This is a genomic window from Micromonospora vinacea (genome assembly GCF_015751785.1).
GTDB classification, from domain to species: Bacteria; Actinomycetota; Actinomycetes; order Mycobacteriales; family Micromonosporaceae; genus Micromonospora; species Micromonospora vinacea.
In genome coordinates this window covers 2,736,621-2,754,781 of the sequence record NZ_JADOTY010000001.1, presented here as the reverse complement: position 1 = coordinate 2,754,781, position 18,161 = coordinate 2,736,621, and the positions used below count along the sequence as shown (strand labels likewise).

At 69.6% G+C, this 18,161-nt stretch carries 17 protein-coding genes; 3 read left to right on the top strand and 14 right to left on the bottom strand.

The features are described from left to right. Nucleotides 1-82 precede the first annotated feature (82 nt). From IW249_RS13280 to IW249_RS13230, 11 genes are all read right to left on the bottom strand, one after another. A complete protein-coding gene (locus IW249_RS13280; RefSeq protein WP_196921003.1) occupies nucleotides 83-1,363 on the bottom strand; it encodes an ABC transporter permease in 1,281 nt (426 codons plus the stop codon). 3 nt (nucleotides 1,364-1,366) lie between these two features. Continuing rightward, nucleotides 1,367-2,740 carry an ABC transporter permease gene (locus IW249_RS13275; protein WP_196921002.1) on the bottom strand — a complete coding sequence of 458 codons (1,374 nt, stop codon included), beginning with the start codon at nucleotides 2,738-2,740 and terminating at the stop codon, nucleotides 1,367-1,369. Then, entirely contained in the window at nucleotides 2,737-4,284 is a 1,548-nt protein-coding gene (locus tag IW249_RS13270) for an ABC transporter ATP-binding protein (RefSeq protein ID WP_307788813.1), read from the bottom strand. The genes IW249_RS13275 and IW249_RS13270 overlap by 4 nt, the downstream gene beginning before the upstream one ends. A gap of 250 nt (nucleotides 4,285-4,534) precedes the next feature. Then, complete coding sequence (locus IW249_RS13265; protein WP_196924770.1) at nucleotides 4,535-5,602, bottom strand: BMP family lipoprotein; 1,068 nt, start codon at nucleotides 5,600-5,602, stop codon at nucleotides 4,535-4,537. A gap of 276 nt (nucleotides 5,603-5,878) precedes the next feature. Then, a complete protein-coding gene (locus IW249_RS13260; RefSeq protein WP_091397247.1) occupies nucleotides 5,879-6,220 on the bottom strand; it encodes a hypothetical protein in 342 nt (113 codons plus the stop codon). A gap of 69 nt (nucleotides 6,221-6,289) precedes the next feature. Then, a complete protein-coding gene (locus tag IW249_RS13255) occupies nucleotides 6,290-7,660 on the bottom strand; it encodes a hypothetical protein (protein ID WP_196921001.1) in 1,371 nt (456 codons plus the stop codon). A 4-nt stretch (nucleotides 7,661-7,664) separates the two neighbouring features. After that, the gene (locus IW249_RS13250) at nucleotides 7,665-8,075 is read right to left on the bottom strand and encodes a hypothetical protein (RefSeq protein WP_196921000.1); all 411 of its coding nucleotides are present in this window, start codon (nucleotides 8,073-8,075) and stop codon (nucleotides 7,665-7,667) included. Beyond that, the gene (locus IW249_RS13245; protein WP_196920999.1) at nucleotides 8,072-8,794 is read right to left on the bottom strand and encodes a glycosyltransferase family 2 protein; all 723 of its coding nucleotides are present in this window, start codon (nucleotides 8,792-8,794) and stop codon (nucleotides 8,072-8,074) included. The genes IW249_RS13250 and IW249_RS13245 overlap by 4 nt, the downstream gene beginning before the upstream one ends. A gap of 167 nt (nucleotides 8,795-8,961) precedes the next feature. Beyond that, nucleotides 8,962-9,891 (bottom strand): sugar ABC transporter permease, encoded by a 930-nt coding sequence (locus IW249_RS13240; RefSeq protein WP_196920998.1) that lies wholly within the window; start codon nucleotides 9,889-9,891, stop codon nucleotides 8,962-8,964. Beyond that, nucleotides 9,888-11,528, bottom strand: a complete 1,641-nt coding sequence (locus tag IW249_RS13235) for an ABC transporter permease subunit (RefSeq protein WP_196920997.1) — start codon at nucleotides 11,526-11,528, stop codon at nucleotides 9,888-9,890. The genes IW249_RS13240 and IW249_RS13235 overlap by 4 nt, the downstream gene beginning before the upstream one ends. Beyond that, nucleotides 11,528-12,778, bottom strand: coding sequence for a sugar ABC transporter substrate-binding protein (locus IW249_RS13230; protein WP_196920996.1), 1,251 nt, complete (start codon nucleotides 12,776-12,778; stop codon nucleotides 11,528-11,530). The genes IW249_RS13235 and IW249_RS13230 overlap by 1 nt, the downstream gene beginning before the upstream one ends. Nucleotides 12,779-12,977: 199 nt before the next feature. On the opposite strand from IW249_RS13230, the gene IW249_RS13225 reads away from it, so the two are divergent. The 3 genes from IW249_RS13225 to IW249_RS13215 all read left to right on the top strand — a co-directional run bounded on the left by IW249_RS13225 (nucleotide 12,978) and on the right by IW249_RS13215 (nucleotide 16,268). Further along, nucleotides 12,978-14,024: a LacI family DNA-binding transcriptional regulator gene (locus tag IW249_RS13225; protein WP_196920995.1), complete on the top strand. Its 1,047-nt coding sequence runs from the start codon at nucleotides 12,978-12,980 to the stop codon at nucleotides 14,022-14,024. A 32-nt stretch (nucleotides 14,025-14,056) separates the two neighbouring features. Then, nucleotides 14,057-15,691, top strand: a complete 1,635-nt coding sequence (locus IW249_RS13220) for a glycoside hydrolase family 13 protein (RefSeq protein WP_196920994.1) — start codon at nucleotides 14,057-14,059, stop codon at nucleotides 15,689-15,691. Nucleotides 15,692-15,896: 205 nt separating this feature from the next. Beyond that, the gene (locus tag IW249_RS13215) at nucleotides 15,897-16,268 is read left to right on the top strand and encodes a VOC family protein (protein ID WP_196920993.1); all 372 of its coding nucleotides are present in this window, start codon (nucleotides 15,897-15,899) and stop codon (nucleotides 16,266-16,268) included. Nucleotides 16,269-16,272: 4 nt separating this feature from the next. Here the strand turns inward: IW249_RS13215 and IW249_RS13210 are convergent, their stop codons facing one another. From IW249_RS13210 to IW249_RS13200, 3 genes are all read right to left on the bottom strand, one after another. Then, a complete protein-coding gene (locus IW249_RS13210) occupies nucleotides 16,273-16,710 on the bottom strand; it encodes a hypothetical protein (RefSeq protein ID WP_091394593.1) in 438 nt (145 codons plus the stop codon). 81 nt (nucleotides 16,711-16,791) lie between these two features. Continuing rightward, entirely contained in the window at nucleotides 16,792-17,178 is a 387-nt protein-coding gene (locus IW249_RS13205; protein ID WP_196920992.1) for a GntR family transcriptional regulator, read from the bottom strand. Next, nucleotides 17,178-18,104, bottom strand: coding sequence for a YihY/virulence factor BrkB family protein (locus IW249_RS13200; RefSeq protein ID WP_196920991.1), 927 nt, complete (start codon nucleotides 18,102-18,104; stop codon nucleotides 17,178-17,180). Before IW249_RS13200 ends, IW249_RS13205 begins: the two co-directional genes overlap by 1 nt. Nucleotides 18,105-18,161 lie beyond the last annotated feature (57 nt).

The following is an 18,161-nucleotide window of genomic DNA, read 5'->3' as shown; positions in this document are numbered from 1 at the left end:
ATGCAGTTGTGGTGGGTGACAGGTGCAACTTTGCGACTTTTGTGAGGCACCACAACTCCATGATCGACGGACCAGTGGTCGGTCAGCCCTTGATGTACGGCTTGCCGTCGGCGGCCGGTGCCCGGACCCGGCCGACCAGCCCGGCGACGGCCAGGATGGTCGCCAGGTAGGGCAGCATGGCCAGGAACTGGCTGGGGATGGAGCTGCTGATCGCGCCCAGGTAGGTGGCGAGCTGGTCGGCGAAGCCGAAGAAGAGCGCGGCGAGCAGCGCCCCGGTCGGGTTCCACCGGCCGAAGATCAGCGCGGCCAGGGCGATGAAGCCCTTACCGCCGATCATGTTCTTGGTGAACGAGTAGAGCGCCAGCGTGTAGGACGCCCCGCCGATGCCGGCGACCACGCCGGCCAGCAGCACGTTGCGGTAGCGGACCCGCAGCACCTTGACGCCGAGAGTGTCGGCGGCGATCGGGTGCTCGCCGACCGATCGGGTCCGCAGCCCCCACCGGGTACGGAACAACCCGATGTGGATCACCAGCACCAGGACCAGCCCGAGGTAGAGGAAGATGTTGCCGCGGAACAGCGCCGGCCCGAGCACCGGGATGTCCTTCAGCAGCGGGATCTCCCAGTTGCTGAAGCGGGGCGCACTGTTGTACTTCTCCGCGTCGGTCTGCATCAGCCGCTCGTAGAGGAAGCCGGTGACGCCGACAGCCAGCAGGTTCAGCACGATGCCCATGACGACCTGGTCGACCAGGTAGCGGATCGCGAAGACGGCCAGCAGCAGCGAGATGAACGCGCCGCCGATGGCGGCGGCGACCAGGCCGACCCAGACGCTGCCGGAGATGCTGCCGAACAGGGCCCCGCTGAACGCGCCCATCAGCAGCTGGCCCTCGATGGCCACGTTGACCACGCCGGAGCGTTCGCAGAGCACCCCGGCGAGCGCGCCGAAGATCAGCGGCAGGGCCAGGATGAACGTGCCCCGGATGATGTTGACCAGTGGCATGAAGTTCTGCCCGGCCGGCGCGGCGGAGACCTGCCAGCAGAGGAACGACAGCACGAAACCGACGAGCCCGACGCCGAGCACCGGAAGGAACCAGCGCTTCGGCACCCCGGCGAGCAGCGCCGCGCCGGCGGCGATCGTGATGATCCCGAACAGGATCGCCCCGATCGTGCCGTTGATCTCCAGTGCGGCGCCGGCCGCGTCGTCGCTGAGCGTGAACCGGGCCTGCTGGTCGGTGGCGAGTGCGCCGAAGAGCACCGCGGACAGCAGGCCGAGCCCCAGCAACGTGAGGCCGACCTTGCGGCTGCGGGTCCAGAAGCCCTCGTCGACCGGGGCGACGGCGATGTCGGGGACAGCCATGGTGGACATGAGTTACCAGCCCTTCGCCAGGCTCGTCTGCAACCGGGCGGCACGTGCGGCCCGGAGCTGGAAGATCGCCTTCACCAGTGCCGGCGCGGCGATGAAGATGACGATCAGCGCCTGGAGCACTGTCACCAACTCCAGCGAGATCCCGGAGTACGACTGCATCCGGTTACCACCGGCCTGCAGCGCCCCGAACAGCAGCGCGGCGAGCAGCACCCCCCAGGGCTTCACCCGCCCGAGCAGCGCCACCAGGATGCCGTCGAAGCCGATCTGCGCGACCACCAGCGGGGTCAACGCGCTGGCGGTCGAGCCGAGCACCATGTTCGAGCCGCCGAGGCCGGCCAGGATTCCGGCGAAGACCATGATCAGTATGTACGTCCGGGTGACGCTGATGCCGGCGGTCCGGGCGGCGTCCGGGTTGGCGCCGACCGCGCGCAGCTCGAAGCCGAGCGTCGAGCGGTTGAGCAGCCAGGCGACCGCCCAGGTGGCCAGCACGGCGAGCAGGATGCCGGCGTGCACCCGCAGGTTGTCGCCGAGCAGTCGGGGCAGCTGGGCGGAGGTGTCCACCGCCTTGCTGATCGCGTCGGTACGGTTCGGGTCCTGCACGCCGTTCTGCACGATCAGCCAGGTGAGGAAGTACGTGGCGACGTAGTTGAGCATGATCGTGTTGATCACCTCGTGCGCGCCGGCACGGGCCTTGAGGATGCCGGGGATGAAACCCCAGATCGCTCCACCCAGCGCGCCGGCCAGCACCGCCACCAGCAGGTGCAGGCCGGGCGGCAGCGGCAGCAGGAAGCCGGCCAGCGCCGCCATGATCACGCCGATGGTGGCCTGGCCCTGGGCACCGATGTTGAACAGGCCGCCCCGGAAGGCCAGCGCCACCGACAGACCGGTGAAGACCAGCGGCGCCGCGTAGGTCAGCGTCTCCGAGATCGGCGCGAGCACTGGCTGCCAGCCGTTGGCGCCGTCCAACCAGCCGGAGAACGCCTCGGGGTCGAAGACCGAGCCCTTGAACAGGTTCGCGTACGCCTCGCTGACGAGCGTCCAGCTGGAGTTGAGCGCGTCGGACGGCCGGGAGGTGATGTACGAGTAGGTGGAGAGCACCTCAGGATCAGAGATGATCATCAGCACCGCGCCGACCACGATCGCCAGCACCAGCGACAGCAGGGTCACAGTGAAGGTGTTGGCCGCCCAGAGGTTGTCCAGGAACAACCGGCCGAGGCTCGGCTCCGGCTCCGGCTCCGGGCCCGGCTTCGCCACCGAGCGGTCCGGCTCGGTCGCCACCTCGGCCCGTTCGGTGTTGCCGAGCGCGTTCTGCGCGGCCTGCGCCTCGCTCGCCGGCTCCTTGTCCGGCGAGCCGGACTGCGGATTGGGGTTGGTCATGCCTCGTCCTCGCTCGCGGAGCCCGGGTCGCTCGCCGGGCTCCCGTCGGTGGCCGGCCCGTCGCCGGGCACGGCGTCCGTGTTGCGCTCGTGGGCCGCGTCCGGGCTGATGCCGGCCATCAGCAGGCCGATCTCCTCACGCGGGGTGTCCGGGCCGACGATGCCGATGATCCGACCGCGGTACATCACCGCGATCCGGTCGGCCAACCCGATCACCTCGTCGAGTTCGCTGGAGACCACCATGACGGCGGTGCCGATGTCCCGTTCGTGGATGATCTGACTGTGGATGAACTCGATCGACCCGACGTCGACGCCACGGGTCGGCTGGGCGGCGATGAGGAGCTTCAGTGGCCGGGACAGCTCCCGGGCCACGATCACTTTCTGCTGGTTGCCGCCGGAGAGGGTGCCCACCGCCGCGTCGGCCGATGAGGTGCGGACGTCGAACTGCTCGATCCGCTCCTTCGCCGAGGCGGCGATCGCGTCCGGCTTCAGCGCGAGCCCGGCACCGAACGGCGGCCGGTCGTAGATGTCCAGCACCAGGTTCTCCGCGACGCTGAACTCCTTGACCAGGCCGTCCACGCTGCGGTCCTCGGGCACGTAGCCGACGCCCGCCCGGAGCACCTTCTTGGGCTTCCAGCCGTCGATCCGGTCACCGGCCAGGCTGATCGTGCCGGCGAGCACCGGGCGCAGCCCCATGACCGCCTCGATCAGCTCGGTCTGACCGTTGCCCTGTACGCCCGCCACGCCGAGCACCTCACCCGCGCGCACGGTCAGGTCCACACCGTCGACCGCGCGGATCTGCCGGTCGTCGTCGACCACGAGCCCGGCCACCTCCAGCACGGGCTCGCCCGGCGTGGCCGGGGTCTTGTCCACTGTGAGCCGGACGTTGCGCCCGACCATCAGGGCGGCCAGCTCGTCCCGGCTGGCCTCGGGCGAGGCGGTGCCGACGGTCTTTCCGCGTCGGATCACGGTGATCCGGTCGGCGATGGCCTTGACCTCGCCGAGCTTGTGGGTGATGAAGACGATCGACTTGCCGGCCGCCTTGAGCGACCGCATGACAGTCAGCAGCTCCTCGGTCTCCTGGGGGGTGAGCACCGCGGTCGGCTCGTCCAGGATGAGCAGGTCGACGTCGCGGGTGAGCGCCTTGACGATCTCGACTCGTTGCTGGATGCCGACCGGCAGGTCTTCGATCACCGCGTCCGGGTCGACCCGCAGGTTGTAGCGCTCGGACACCTCGGTGACCTCGCGCCGGGCCCGCCGCCGGTCCAGGAAGCCGGCGATGCCGCCCCGGACCTGTTCGGCGCCGAGCATGATGTTCTCGGCGACGGTGAACACCGGCACCAGCATGAAGTGCTGGTGCACCATGCCGATCCCGGCCCCGATCGCGTCGGAAGGGCCCTTCAGCTTCAGCGGCTTGCCGTCGACCAGGATCTCGCCCTCGTCGGGCTGGTAGAGCCCGTAGAGCACGTTCATCAGGGTCGACTTGCCCGCGCCGTTCTCGCCGAGGAGGGCGTGAATCTCTCCAGGCTCCACCGTCAGGTCGATGTGATCGTTGGCGACCAGATCACCGAACCGCTTGGTGATGCCGCGCAGTTCGAGTCTCAGCGCAACCTCCTGGAGTGCGAGCGATGGTGCAGCCTAGCTGCCGTGGACCGGCCGGACCGGGCCGGCCGCCGTGGTGCGCGATCGGCCGCTCCGACTCGGCGGGAGTATCCGCAGAGCCGGAGCGGCCGATCGGTCGTACCTGTCCCCCGCCGACCCTCCCGATGATCTCACCGGAGGGGCCGGCTGGTTGTCACTTGGTCGGCTGGGCCTTCGAGGTGACGGTGATGGTGCCGGCGGCGATGTCCGCCTTGATCTTGTCGACCTCGGCCTTCAGCTCGGCCGGAACCTTGCTGTCGAAGTCGTGGTACGGGGCGATCGAGACACCGGTGTTGGCCAGGGTGCCGACGAAGCCCGGCTTGGCCTCCAGCTTCTCGCCCCCGGCGGCCTTGATCACGGCCTCCTTGACGGCCTCCGGGATGTTCTTGACGACCGTGGTGATGATCGCCGAGCAGTCCGGGGTGCTCTCGCAGCCGTCGACGTCCACCCAGATGGTGCTGTACTTGCCACCGGACGCCTTGGCGGCGGCGGTGGTGCCGAGGCCGGAGCCGCCGGCGACCGGCATGATGATGTCCGCGCCCTGGGCGACCAGCGCGTCGGAGACCTTCTTGCCCTCGTCCTGCTTGGCGAAGTCGTTGGTGAAGGAGCCCTTCTGGGTCTCCTTGTTCCAACCCAGCGCCTGGACGTTCTTGCCCTTGGTGGTGTTGAAGTACTTCACACCGTCGACGAAGCCGTCCATGAAGATGGTGACCGGCGGGATCGGCAGACCACCGTAGGTGCCCACCTTGCCGCTCTTGCTCATCCCGGCGGCCAGGTAGCCGGCCTGGAACGCGGCCTGGGCGGTGTCGAACTGCATCGGGTAGACGTTGGCGTCACCCGGGTTGGCGTCGACGATGCCGAACTGCTGGTTCGGGTTCGCCTTGGCGATCTTCGAGGTGGCGTCGCCCATCAGGCCACCGACCGCCAGGATGAAGTCGCACTTCTGGTTGACGTACTGCGTCAGGTTCGGCTCGTAGTCGGCCTCGGCCTTCGACGCGACGAACTTGATGTCGATGTTGTCGTTGGCGGCCTTGGCCTCCTGCAGACCCTTCCAGGCCGAGGTGTTGAACGACTTGTCGTCGATGCCGCCGACGTCGGTCACCATGCAGGCGCTGAACTTCTTGGCGCCACTGCCGGCGTTGTTGTCATCCTTGGGGGCCTCGCCACAAGCGGCGGCGGTGAGCGCGAGCCCACCCACCGCGAAGATCGAGGCGATCCGCATCCCACGCACCGAGCGCAAGACGTCTCCTTCCCATTGCACACCGCGCCTAATGCGGTGGCAGCCCATCAGCCGACCTGCGGTATGCCGCCGGCTGTCCCACGTTACGGACGGGAGCGTACGCCCGCGCCCACCCACCGGCCGACAATCGTGCACGACTGTTGAGCGCCTGTTACCCGGGTGTAACCCTTGCGTGGGGCACGTCACTCTTCGTGCTGGTAACCGAGCGCCGTGGCGTCCGCAACGTCCGTTTTCTGGAGGCGTTTTCCTCCTCGGACGTTACCGCCAAAAGACCGCGACCGCCGCGTTGACCAGGGTCAGACCGACGATCGCGAGGAAATGACCGCGGTTGACCACGTCCCGCTTACGGGAGAAGAAGACCATGACGAAGATCAGCAGCGCGATCACCAACTTCGTCACAAGTTTTGCCGGTGCCGGCTCGTCGCCGTCGCGCAGCGGCGCGGACAGGCCCAGCCCGGTCAGCAACTGGATCACCGCGCCCCACAGCATGGCCGGGTTGATCCGCAGCCGACCGCTGGCGTACTGGGCGATCGAGCCACCTAGCAGCAGGGCGAACCCGATCAGATGGACGTAGAGGAGGATGAGTCTGAGAGCTTCCACGGTCGCCATACTTCCCTATGAACGACGGATCGTAGTAGTGGGAATCGCCGACGGGCGCGGATCAGTCGATCAACCTGTCGACGTCGGGGTGGCACCCGACAGGGCCGGCTCGCGGGGCTGGTCCAGCACCGGTCGCGACTCCGCCCGGCTGTCACCGCCGAATGCGACGGCCACCCATCCGGCAAGGCTCACCGCCGACAGGAGCGTCACCGGCAGCGTCACCCGGTCCACCGAGGTCGCCAGCCACCACTCGATGTCGTTCGGGCCGGAGACGTAGGTCCCGATCAGAACAACCAGGTAGTAGCCGTTGACCGCCCACACCCAGCCGTCCGCCGCCAACCCGGCGGCTTGCCGTCGCCCCCGCAGGAACAGGGTGCCGAGCAGCGCCACCACAGCGGCACCCACCACCAGCTGACCAACCACGTCCCACATCGCCGCGATGGTGAAGTCGAACCGCTCCACCGCCCCCGCGCCCCGGTCGCCCGAGCTGCCGTTGGTGATGTCCGACTGGGCATCCAGTAGGCGGACCAGCACCGCCCAGGCACCCCCGGCCAGCACCGGCAGCCAGACCAGCGCGGCTCGCCGCAGGTCGGCGCGGGCCCGCACGGTGACCAACAGGGCGAGGCCCACGGCGGCGATCAGCCCCTCGTTCTTGCTGAGCGTCGCCACGGTCAGCAGCAACAGCGGCAGCAGCGGTCGGCGCAGCGGATCCGCACTGAGCAGCAGGGCCACCACCGCTCCGGCGAAGGCGGCGGACCAGAGCGCGTCGGCGAGCCCGCCGGTCACCCCGTACGTGACGCCCGACCAGGTTGCCAGGCCCAGCGCGATGGCCAGCACCCAGGCCAGCCGCGCGGACACCCGGCTCAGCGCCCGCCGGACCAGGTAGACCAGCATCGCGACAGCGGAGACGGTGACCAGCGCGCCAATGACCTGGGCGGTACGGAAGTCCGGCTCGACGACGCTCCACACGGCGGCGACGGGCGCGGACGCGAGTGGTGGGTAGTCGGTGTGTGAGAAGACGAAGGCGGGACTGCCGATCGCCGCCCGCGCGTACTCGCTCCCGTTGGCGAAGTAGCCGGCGTGCAGCCACCAGATGGAGTGGGCGTCCCAGCGGGAGGCCGGTTCGAAGATCATGAGGCACGGCGGGAGCAGAGGTAGCGCGATCAACAGCGCGTGCGACCACCTCCCGTACGGCACCGGCTCGCCGGGGCGGCGCAACAGCCACCACGCGCAGGCCGCCCCGGCGGCCACCACCAGGGCGAGCCAGAGCAGCAGGGGGCCGCCGACGACCAGCATCAGGACCACCGCGACAGAGCTCAGGAGCGCCGCCATGAGCGGCGCGAGGAGCAGGGCGAGGAAGGGACTACGCAGTATCGCGAAGGCCAGCGGGAAACCGGCGACGATGAGGGCGAGTATGGCGAGGACCGGAGTGAAATCCATGTCGTCAGCCGACCTTCCGTACGACCAGCCGCACGCCGGCGCTGGTCGGCCGCTTGCGCTGCACCGAGGCGACGCTCACCGAGTAGTCCTGCGGTGCCCCCTGGACGACCACACATCCGTGCAGCGCGGCGAACTCACTCAACCGCTGATGCCACAGGTCCTTGTTCGTCCGGGTCGGGATGAGCGAGACCCGACTGCCGGTGGGCACCTGCTCGGCGAACTGGCGCCAGAGCGTCTCCACGTCCACGTGGCGCTGGAGTGCGTGCAGGTCGTGTTCCCGGTCGCTCATCAGGGCGACGCCCTGGCTGGTGGCCTGCACGGCGCCCTGAACGGCCAGGAGCAGGCAGCCCACCCCGACGAGCGCGACGACGACCCGGGCGATCATGCTCGGGTTCCGGTGCTTCGTGGTCGTCATCGGTCAGCGAGCGCCTTGGCGGGGATGCTGCCGGGACGACGTCGGGCTCGTTCCCGGCCCAGGATCCACAACGCCTCCACCCCGTCCCGCCAGGTGATCTTCTTGCCCTCGTCGCGACCCCGCGCCCGGTAGGTGATCGGCACGTCGTAGGGGCGGATCCGCCGTCGCAGCAGCTTGCCCGTCACCTCGGCCTCCATGCCGAACCCACGGGACCGGATGTCCAGCGATCGGTACAGCTCCACCGGCATCAGTTTGAAGCACGTCTCCAGGTCGCCGATGTAGGAGTTGAACAAAACGTTCGCCGCGGTGGTGACACCCCGGTTTCCGACCACGTACCAGAAGCTGTAGGCGCTGTGGCTGCCGAAGGTGCGGTTGCCGTAGACGACTGTCGCGTGCCCCTCCAGCACCGGCGCCAGCAGCTTCGGAATGTCCTGGGGGTCGTACTCCAGGTCGGCGTCCAGGATCACCATGTACTCGCCCCGGGCGCTGTCCACTGCCGTTTTGATCGCCGCGCCCTTGCCCGCGTTGCGCGGGTGCGTCACCACCCGCAGCCGCGGGTCGTCCATCCGGGCGAGGATCTCCGCGGTCTCGTCCGTACTGCCGTCGTCGACCACCACGATCTCGATCTCACACGGGTACGGCACGGCGAGGGCCTGCTTGAGGGCCTCCGCGACGCGTTCCGCTTCGTTGTAGACCGGCATCAAGATCGACAGTTGCACGAGAGTCTCCCCGGGAACGGCACCGGACGGCGGATGAAGGGCAGCCGACCACCAGCGGCTAGTGAAGCAGGCGCGCCACGCGTTCGCTGACCCGCTCCCGCGAAGCAGCGCCGACGCGACGCCGAAGCACCCTACCTCGCACCGCCGGGGATCGGCCGCCCCCGGTCTCAACCCTTGACGGCTCCCGAGGTCAACCCGGAGACGATGTACCGCTGGAGGAACTGGAAGACCAGCACCGTCGGGATCGCGGTCAACAGGGTGCCGGCCGCGAAGATCCCGAAGTTGGTGTTCCGCTCGCCGCCCTGCAACATGCCCCGCATGCCGACCGCGAGAGTCTTGGCATCAGTGTCGGTGAGGAAGACGCTCGCCATCAGGAACTCGTTGATGGTGTTGATGAAGGCGAGCAGCCCGGTCACCGCGAGGATCGGCGCCACCAACGGCAGCATGATCCGGAAGAAGACCTGGGCGTGTGAGGCGCCGTCCACGGTGGCCGACTCGTCCAACTCCCGGGGCAGGGTGTCGAAGAAGCCCTTCATCAGCCAGGTGTTCACGCCCAGCGCGCCACCCAGGTAGAGCAGCAACAGACCCCACGGGGTGTTGAAGCCGATGGCCGGCCACAGGTCGGTGATCGTGCCGAAGATCAAGAAGATCGCAACGATCGCCAGGAACTGCGGGAACATCTGGATCAACAGCAGTGACAGCAACCCCACCCGTCGGCCCTGGAACCGCATCCGGGAGAAGGCGTACGCCGCGAGCGCGGAGAGGAAGACCGAGGCGAACGCGGCCCCACCGGCGACGAGCAGCGAGTTCAGGAACCAGTCAGCGAACTCGGTGCGCGCGAACAGATTCCCGAAGTTCTCCAACGACACCCCGCCGGTCGGCACCAACTCGGTGGACGACAGGGTGCCGAGCGGATTGAGCGCCGCCGAGACGACGAACACGAGCGGAAAGAGACTGAACAGCACGCCGAGCAGGCCGACCAGGTGCCGCCAGCCGACCTCGGCGAACCATCGCTTCCTACGCTTGCCCGGGTTGCGGTTGACCGCCGCCGGGCCGTTCGCGCCGCCCGTGACGGCGGCACCGGTGAGCATGGTCATGCATACACCTCCTCCTGTTGGCGGGTCCGCCGGAAGCTGACCACCGACACCACCGCGACGATGGCGAAGATGAACAGCGAGATGGCCGCGGCGAAGCCGAACTGTGCGGCCTGCCCACCGAACGCCAGCCGGTAGGTGTAGGTGATCAGCAGGTCGGTGGCGCCGTTGCTGGGGTTGTCCGCGGGGAACGGCGCGCCCTCGGTGGTCAGGTAGATCGCGTTGAAGTTGTTGAAGTTGAACGCGAACGACGAGATCAGCAGCGGCGAGAGCGCGACCAGCAGCAGTGGCAGGGTGACCGCCCGGAACGACTGCCAGCGCGACGCCCCGTCGACCGAGGTGGCCTCTGTCAACTCCCGTGGGATGGCCTGTAGCGCGCCGGTGGCCACCAGGAACATGTACGGGTAGCCGAGCCAGAGCTGCACCAGGATCACCGCGGCGCGGGCGGACCAGTCCTGCCCGAACCAGTCGACGCTGAGCCCGAACAGATTGTTGATCAGCCCGAAGTCGGTGTTGAACATGTCCCGCCAGACCAGCAGCATCGCGAAGGACGGCATGGCGTACGGCAGGATCAGCAACATCCGGTAGAGGTTGGTGCCCCGCATTCGGGGCGAGTGCAGCGCCAGGGCGATCAGCATGCCGAGGATGAACGTGCTGCCGGTGGAGCCGATGGCGAAGGCGAAGTTCCAGATCAGCGTGCCGAGGAACGGCCCGGAGATCCGCTCGTCGGTGAGCACCCGGGTGAAGTTGGACAGCCCGACGTTCACCTTCCAACCCTGGGCCAGCCGCTCGCCGTCGGCGGCGACGAACGCGCCGACCTCGCCGTCCGCGGTCCAGGTCTTGCCGCTGTCGCTGTCCTTGACGCAGTCGCAGCCGGCGTCGTACGCCCGGACGGCCTTGCCCTCGTACGCCCGAGACAGGCCGGACGAGCGCAGCGCGCCTCCGGCGGTCGGCACCACCAGGTCCGTGATGTCCTTGCTGCGGGCGCTGGCCTGGCCGAAGTTCAGCACGGTGTAGCCGTCGGCCGCGGTGACCTTCCCGCCGGCGCCGACGGTGGCCGCGCCGGGCTCGAGCGGGCGCAGGCCCCCGGCGTCGCCGACGGAGACCGTGTCGGTTCCTGGCTTGGTGATCAGGAAGACCAGGGCACCGGTGGCCGGGTCGCCCTTGGTGGCGACCGACAACGGGTACTGGGTGGACCCCGGGACCTGCCTGACCGAGGAGGTCTGGATCGCGACGATCGCGTCGTCCTTGCTGCCGCGGTGGCCGTCGCCGAAGTTGGTGAAGGCCGTACTAGCGGTGTAGAGCACCGGCACGACCTGGAAGGCGATCAGGAAGAGCGTGCCGGGGATGAGGTACTTCGCCGGGACGTGCCGGCGGCCCAGGTACAGATAGAACAGTGCGGCGGTGGTCAGCACCAGCACTGCCAGCCCGACCCACTTCTCGGCCGCCACGAGCGGGAAGGCCGCCCAGATCGCGATCCCGGCCACCAGGCCGAGCAGGATCACCTTCGCGGCAAGGCCGGCCGCGGTGATCGGCGCGTGGTTCCGCGCGGTACGGGAGGTGCGCGGGGACCCGGTGCGGACGGGCCCCCGGCCCGGGGCCTGCTGGGCAGACCCCGGGCCGGACAGCGGTGTGCTCATTACTTGATCGAACCGGCGATCGTCTTGCCGGCTGCGGTAACCGTGCTGGTCGGGTCGGCGCCGCCGATGACGGCGGCCTCGGCCTTGCCGAACGGGTCCCAGATCGCGGCCATGGCCGGGATGGCCGGGAGCACCTGGCCGTTCTTGCCGGCCTCGATGAACTTGGCCAGGTCCGGGTCGCTGCTCTTGACCTGGTCCAGCGCGGCGGTCAGCGCCGGCGGGCGCGGGTCGGCCTGGTAGAGCGCCACGGCCAGGTCCGGCTTGGTGACGTGGTTGGCGACGAACTCCTGGGCGAGAGCCTTGTTCTTGCCCTTGGCCGCCACGTAGAAGGATTGGACGCCCACGAACGGCGCGGCCGGCTTGCCGCCGGCGAAGCCGGGAACGGCGGAGATGTCGTACGTGATGCCGGCCTTCTTCACGTCGGCGGTGGCCCACGGCCCGGAGACCAGGAACGCGCACTTCTTGCCGGTGAAGGTGGCGGTCGAGTTGGTGTCGGCGATCGAGCGCTTCAGCACGCCCTCGCCCTTCTCGCCGAGCGCGGCGATCTTCTTGAACGCGGCGATCGACTCGGGCTTGCCCACGCCCAGGTCCTTCGGGTCGTAGTCGCCGTTGGCGGTGGTGCCGAAGAGGTAACCGCCGGCCGAGGTGTACAGCGGGTAGATGTGGTACGCGTCGCCCTTCTGGCCGACCTGGAGGCAGAGCGTCTCGGTGACCTTCTTCTGCGCCTTGAGCTGCTTGCCGGTGGCGACCAGGTCCTCGATCGTCTTCGGTGCCTCGGGGGCCAGTTCGGTGTTGCGGATCAGGGCCAGGTTCTCCTGGGCATAGGGCACGCCGTAGAGCTGGCCGTTGAACGTGACGGCCTTGACGGCGGTCTCGTTGAAGGCGGCCTTCTGCTCGTCGGACAGCTGCACCGGGTCGATGGCACCGTTCTGGACCAGGTTGCCGATCCAGTCGTGCGCGCCGATCACCACGTCCGGGCCGCCGCCCTGGCTCGACACGGTCACGAAGTTTTTCTGGAGGTCCTCGTTCGGGACGGCCTGGACCTCGACGCTGACGCCGTTCTCCTGGCCGAACTTCTCGGCGAACGGCTTGAGGGCGGCGGTCCGTTTGTCGTCCGCCCAGATCACCAGCTTGCCGCCGGCGGCCTTGGGGGTGTCCTTCGCGGCCGGCTCGTCGCTGTCGCCACCGCAGCCTGAGGCGGCGAGCGCCAGGGCGAAGAGGGCGACCACACCCGCGGTACGGATGCGCATCGGTGCTCCTGTCGTCATGGCGGGTCCGCCGGGGGAAGGGCGGCCCGCCAGTGGAAACCTCTGGAAGTTCTTGCCAACCGGCGCAGGGATGCTGCGCCGCTGCTCTCGCATGTCGCGGGGACGTTAGCAAGACGTTGCAAGTAATGGAAGGGCTTGCAGAGGACCCCGCAAGAACTTGCCGGTGGGCTAAAGTGCCGCCATGCGCGCTCGACTGTCCGACATCGCCCAGCAGGCCGAAGTCAGCGAGGCCACGGTGTCGCGGGTGCTCAACGACCGCCCCGGCGTGGCCCCGGAGACCCGGCAGGCCGTCCTCACCGCCCTCGACGTGCTCGGGTACGAGCGCCCGGCCCGGCTGCGTAAGCGCAGCGCCGGGCTGGTCGGCCTGGTGGTGCCGGAGCTGGACAATCCGATCTTCCCCGCCTTCGCCCAGGTCATCGAGTCCACCCTGGCGCAGAGCGGGTTCACCCCGGTGCTCTGCACCCAGACCGCCGGAGGCGTGACCGAGGACGAGTACGTGGAGATGCTGCTGGACCGGCAGGTCTCCGGGATCGTCTTCGTCTCCGGCCTGCACGCCGACACCGCCGCCAACCACGACCGCTACCGGGCGCTGCTCGCCCGGCCGTTGCCGGTCGTGATGATCAACGGCTACGTGCCCGGCATCGGCGCGCCCTTCGTCTCCTGCGACGACCGGGAGGCGGCCGAGCTGGCCGTCGCCCACCTGGTCGCCCTCGGGCACCGGCGGATCGGCCTGATCACCGGCCCGGACCGGTTCGTCCCGGTGCAGCGCAAGGTGGCCGGCTGGCGCTCCGCGATGACCCGGCTGGCCGGCGTCGCCGAGGCCGACCTGGGCCCACTGGCCGAGCTGTCACTGTTCGGAGTGGAGGGTGGCGAGGCGGCGGCGGGCCGACTGCTGGACCGGGGCGTCACCGGGGTGGTCTGCGGCTCCGACCTGATGGCGCTCGGCGCCGTCCGGGCTGCCCGCCAACGCGGTCTCACCGTGCCCGAGGGCCTCTCCGTGGTCGGCTACGACGACTCCCCGCTGATGGCCTTCACCGACCCGCCGCTGACCACAATGCGGCAGCCGGTCACCGCGATGGCGGTGGCCGCCGTCCGCGCCCTGGTCGACGAGATCAACGGGCACGGCGCCCCGCACTCGGAGTACCTGTTCCGCCCGGAGCTGGTGGTACGCGGCTCCACAGCTGTCGCGCCGAGCTCCGCCCGCCTTTCTTACGCAAGATCTGCTTGACTCTTGCAGCGACGGGCCGGCATATTGCTCCAATGATCAGCACCGCCGCCCCGCCGCATGCCACCGACGACGACTGGTGGCGCTCCGCAGTCGTCTACCAGGTGTACGTCCGCAGCTTCGCCGACAGCGACGGCGACGGCACCGGCGACCTCCAGGGCATCCGGCAGCGCCTGCCCTACCTGCGCGACCTCGGGGTGGACGCGCTCTGGCTGACCCCCTTCTACACCTCGCCGATGATCGACGGCGGGTACGACGTGGCCGACTACCGGGACGTCGACCCGATGTTCGGCACCCTCGACGACTTCGACGCGATGATCACCGACGCGCACGCCCACGGCCTGCGGATCATCGTCGACCTGGTGCCCAACCACACCTCCAGCGCGCACCACTGGTTCACCGCCGCGCTCGCCGCCGGCCCCGGCTCACCGGAGCGTGCCCGCTACCTCTTCGCCGACGGCCAGGGCGCGAACGGCGAGTTGCCCCCGAACGACTGGGAGAGCATCTTCGGCGGCCCCGCCTGGACCCGGATCGCCGATGGTCAGTGGTACCTGCACCTGTTCGACAGCTCGCAGCCGGACCTGAACTGGCGCCACCCGGAGGTCCGCGCCGAGTTCGAGGACGTGCTGCGGTTCTGGCTGGACCGGGGCGTGGACGGATTCCGCATCGACGTCGCGCACGGCATGATCAAGGCGGAAGGGCTGCCGGACGTCGGCTTCAGCTCGATGACCACCGGCCAGCGCCAGGTCGAACTGCTCGGCAAGGGTCGGCTGCCCTACTTCGACCAGGACGAGGTGCACGAGATCTACCGGGCCTGGCGGCCCATCCTGGACAGCTACCCGGGCGGTCGGATGGCGGTCGCCGAGGCGTGGGCCGAGACACCGCAGCGCCTGGCCCGCTACATCGGCCCGGACGAGCTGCACCAGGCGTTCAGCTTCGACTTCCTCGACGCCACCTGGTCGGCCGACTCGTTCCGCAAGGTGATCGACACAGCGTTGGCCGAGGCGACAGTGGTCGGGGCGCCGACCACGTGGGTGCTCTCCAACCACGACAAGCAGCGGCACGTCACCCGCTACGGCGACGGTGCCGAAGGGCTGCGCCGGGCCCGCGCCGCCAGTCTGCTGATGCTCGCCCTGCCCGGCTGCGCCTACCTCTACCAGGGCGAGGAGCTGGGCCTGCCGGAGGTCCTCGACCTCCCCGACGAGCTACGCCAGGATCCGGCGTTCCTGCGCACCGGCGAGAGCCGCGACGGCTGCCGGGTGCCCATCCCGTGGAGCGGCGAGTTGGCCCCGTACGGCTTCGGGCCGGCCGGCAGCGAGCTGAGCTGGCTCCCCGCCCCGGCGGTCTGGCAGGCGCTCTCCGTCACGGCGCAGACCGACGTGCCGGGCTCCACCCTGGAGCTGTACCGGGCCGCGCTGCGGATCCGCCACGTTCACCCCGCGCTCGCCCTCGACGCCGGCGGGGTCACCTGGCGGGAGAGTGAGCCGGGCGTGCTGGCCTTCTCCCGCACCTCCGGCGCGACCGTGCTGACCTGCGTGGTCAACCTCAGCGGCGCGCCGGTCCTGATCGACGGGTACGGTCAGCCGCTCGTCGCCAGCGACGAGCTCACCGAACAGGGCTCCGGCCAGTTGCTGCCAATTGACGCGGCAGTCTGGTTGGAACAGCGCTGAACGGGTAACTCGTTCTCGACCTGGTCGTTCGTCGTGCCCCGCGCCGACGGGCGACTGGGCTACCAGCCCCTTGTGGTGGGGGGTGAGGTGCCACCGGCGCCGCGCGGAGTCCGCTCCGTGTGGCGCCGGTGTCCGTAATCCGCCGGTGGTTGGACCCAGGCGTCGTGGGTACCGCATCGGGCACCATCGCTACGGAGGTGACCCCATGGTGGCACGGATCGCCCAGTGCACGCTCGACGTCGAGGACCTGGACCTGATGGTCTCGTTCTGGTCGGCGGCGCTCGGCTACGAGGTGGAGCAGGGCGACGACGGCAGCGCCAAGCTCTGGCCGCCGGGGCAGCCGTCCGCCGCCGCGCCCACAGTGTGGTTGCAGGGCTCGGGCACCGCCAAGCGGGGCAAGAACCGGCTGCACCTCGACCTGGTCGCGGACGGCGACCCGCAGGCAGAGGTGGGGCGGCTGCTGAGCCTCGGCGCCCGGCAGGTCGACGTCGGGCAGACCGGGGCCGAGCGGTTCACCGTGCTCGCCGATCCCGAGGGCAACGAGTTCTGCGTGCTGGACCGCGCGCCGACCCGCTGACGTCTCACTTCGCGGTGAGCAACGCCGCGATCCGGGTGAAGCCGGCGCGGACCTCGGCCTCGTCCGGCGGTTCGGCGGGCTCACCGTGGCCGGCCTCGTCGGCTGCCGCGTCCAACTCCTCGTCGATCACGTCCTCGAAGTCCCCGTACAGGTCGGCCCCCTCCACCTGACGGGCCTCGTCCTCGGCGGCGACCTGCGCGGCGGCGATCTCGCTGCGGATCTCGTCGGCGGACAGCGCCGGCAGCAACGGCTCCACCACCGCCATCAGCTGCTCCTCGGCCACCACCGCCTCGGCCAGGGCCAACGCGTGCGGTCGCTCGTACGGCCCACAGACCACCGGCTCCCACTCGTCGAGGTCACCGAGCGGACCGAAGGTGATGATCCACGGCAGGCCGAGGAGCGGTGAGTCCGCCGGCAGGTCCAGTGTCATGAGTGCGCCCACCGGCTCATCATGGTCCGCGAACGCGAGCGCCGGCGCCGTTCTCCTCAGTTATCGCCCGTCCGACTGTCGATCGGCGACCGGTCAGCCGGGGCGGACGGCGTCCAGGGCGGCCCGGACCAGGGCGAGCGCGGTGGACGGCGGCACACCGAGCCGGGCCGCCTCCGCCGCGTAGCCGGCCGCCGCCCGCTGCAACCTGTCGACGGCGTCGTCCCGCCCGGGGGCGACGAAGGTGCCGTTGCGCCCCCGGGTCTCCAGCAACCCGGCCGCTTCCAACTCCCGGTAGGCGCGGGCCACCGTGTTCGCAGCCAACCGCAGGTCGGCGGCGAGCTGCCGGACGGTGGGCAGTCGGCTGCCCACCGGCAGCCGGCCGTCGCCGATCAGCTCGGCGAGCTGCACCCGCACCTGCTCGTACGGGGGCACCGACGAGTCCGGATCGACCGAGATCAGCACCTGCGCGCCTTCCGTCATCAGCCCGCACCGCCCGGCGTGCCGGGATCGATGCCCTCGTCGACATCCTTCGGTGGGGCCGGGGTCTCCGCCAGATCCACCACTCGGCCGTTCGTACTGGTCGCCAGGAGTGCCGCGCCGAACAGCACCAGCTGGTTGAGCAGGTAGAGGTAGAGCAGCAGACCGACGGCGCCGGCCACCACCGTGTACGCCGGATTCCGCTCGGTCCGTACCACGTAGTACCGCCCGACGGTGTTCAACAGCGTGATACCGATCGCCACCAGCACCACCACCGGGCGCAGCCGGGACCGGCTCATCCGCAGCCGGGGCACGGCGAGCAGCAGCGCGGTGGCGAGCACGGTGTTGACCAGCACGCTGAGCACCGCGCTGATCGTGGTCAGCCCGACCGACCCGGTGCTGCGCAGCAGGAACCGCAGCAACGACTCCAACGCGTCCACCGCCGCGACCGAGACGCCGAGCAGCACGAAGACACCGATCATCACGCCCAGGTCGACGAGCCGCCGCACCACCAGATTGCCCGGCTGCTGGTTGAGCTGGTACATCAGCCGCTGCGAGGACCGGATTGCCTCCACCCAGCCGATCCCGGTGAAGACCAGGATGACCAGGCCGACCACACCGACAGTGCCGCTGGAGTTGGCGATCTGCTCGGCGTCCAGGAACGGCAGATTCTCCTTGAGGAAGTCGGCCGCCGCCGCGCTCACCTCGTCGTTGTCCTCAAGGATCGCGCCGAAGATGGAGAACGCCACCAGGGCGAGGGCGAACACCGCGAAGAAGCCGTAGTAGGCGATGGCGGCGGCCAATCGGCCGGCCAGCACCTCGCCGTACAGCACGCCGGCCCGCCACACATGATCGAAGAGCCCCGACCGGTGGCGCGCGCCGCTCACCCAGCGGTCGATGCCCGCCTCGATCCGGCCGATCACGTTCACGCGATCATCCTCGCCGATCTCCCACCGCTGTAGGGGCAACCGGCTTCCGATGCTCGC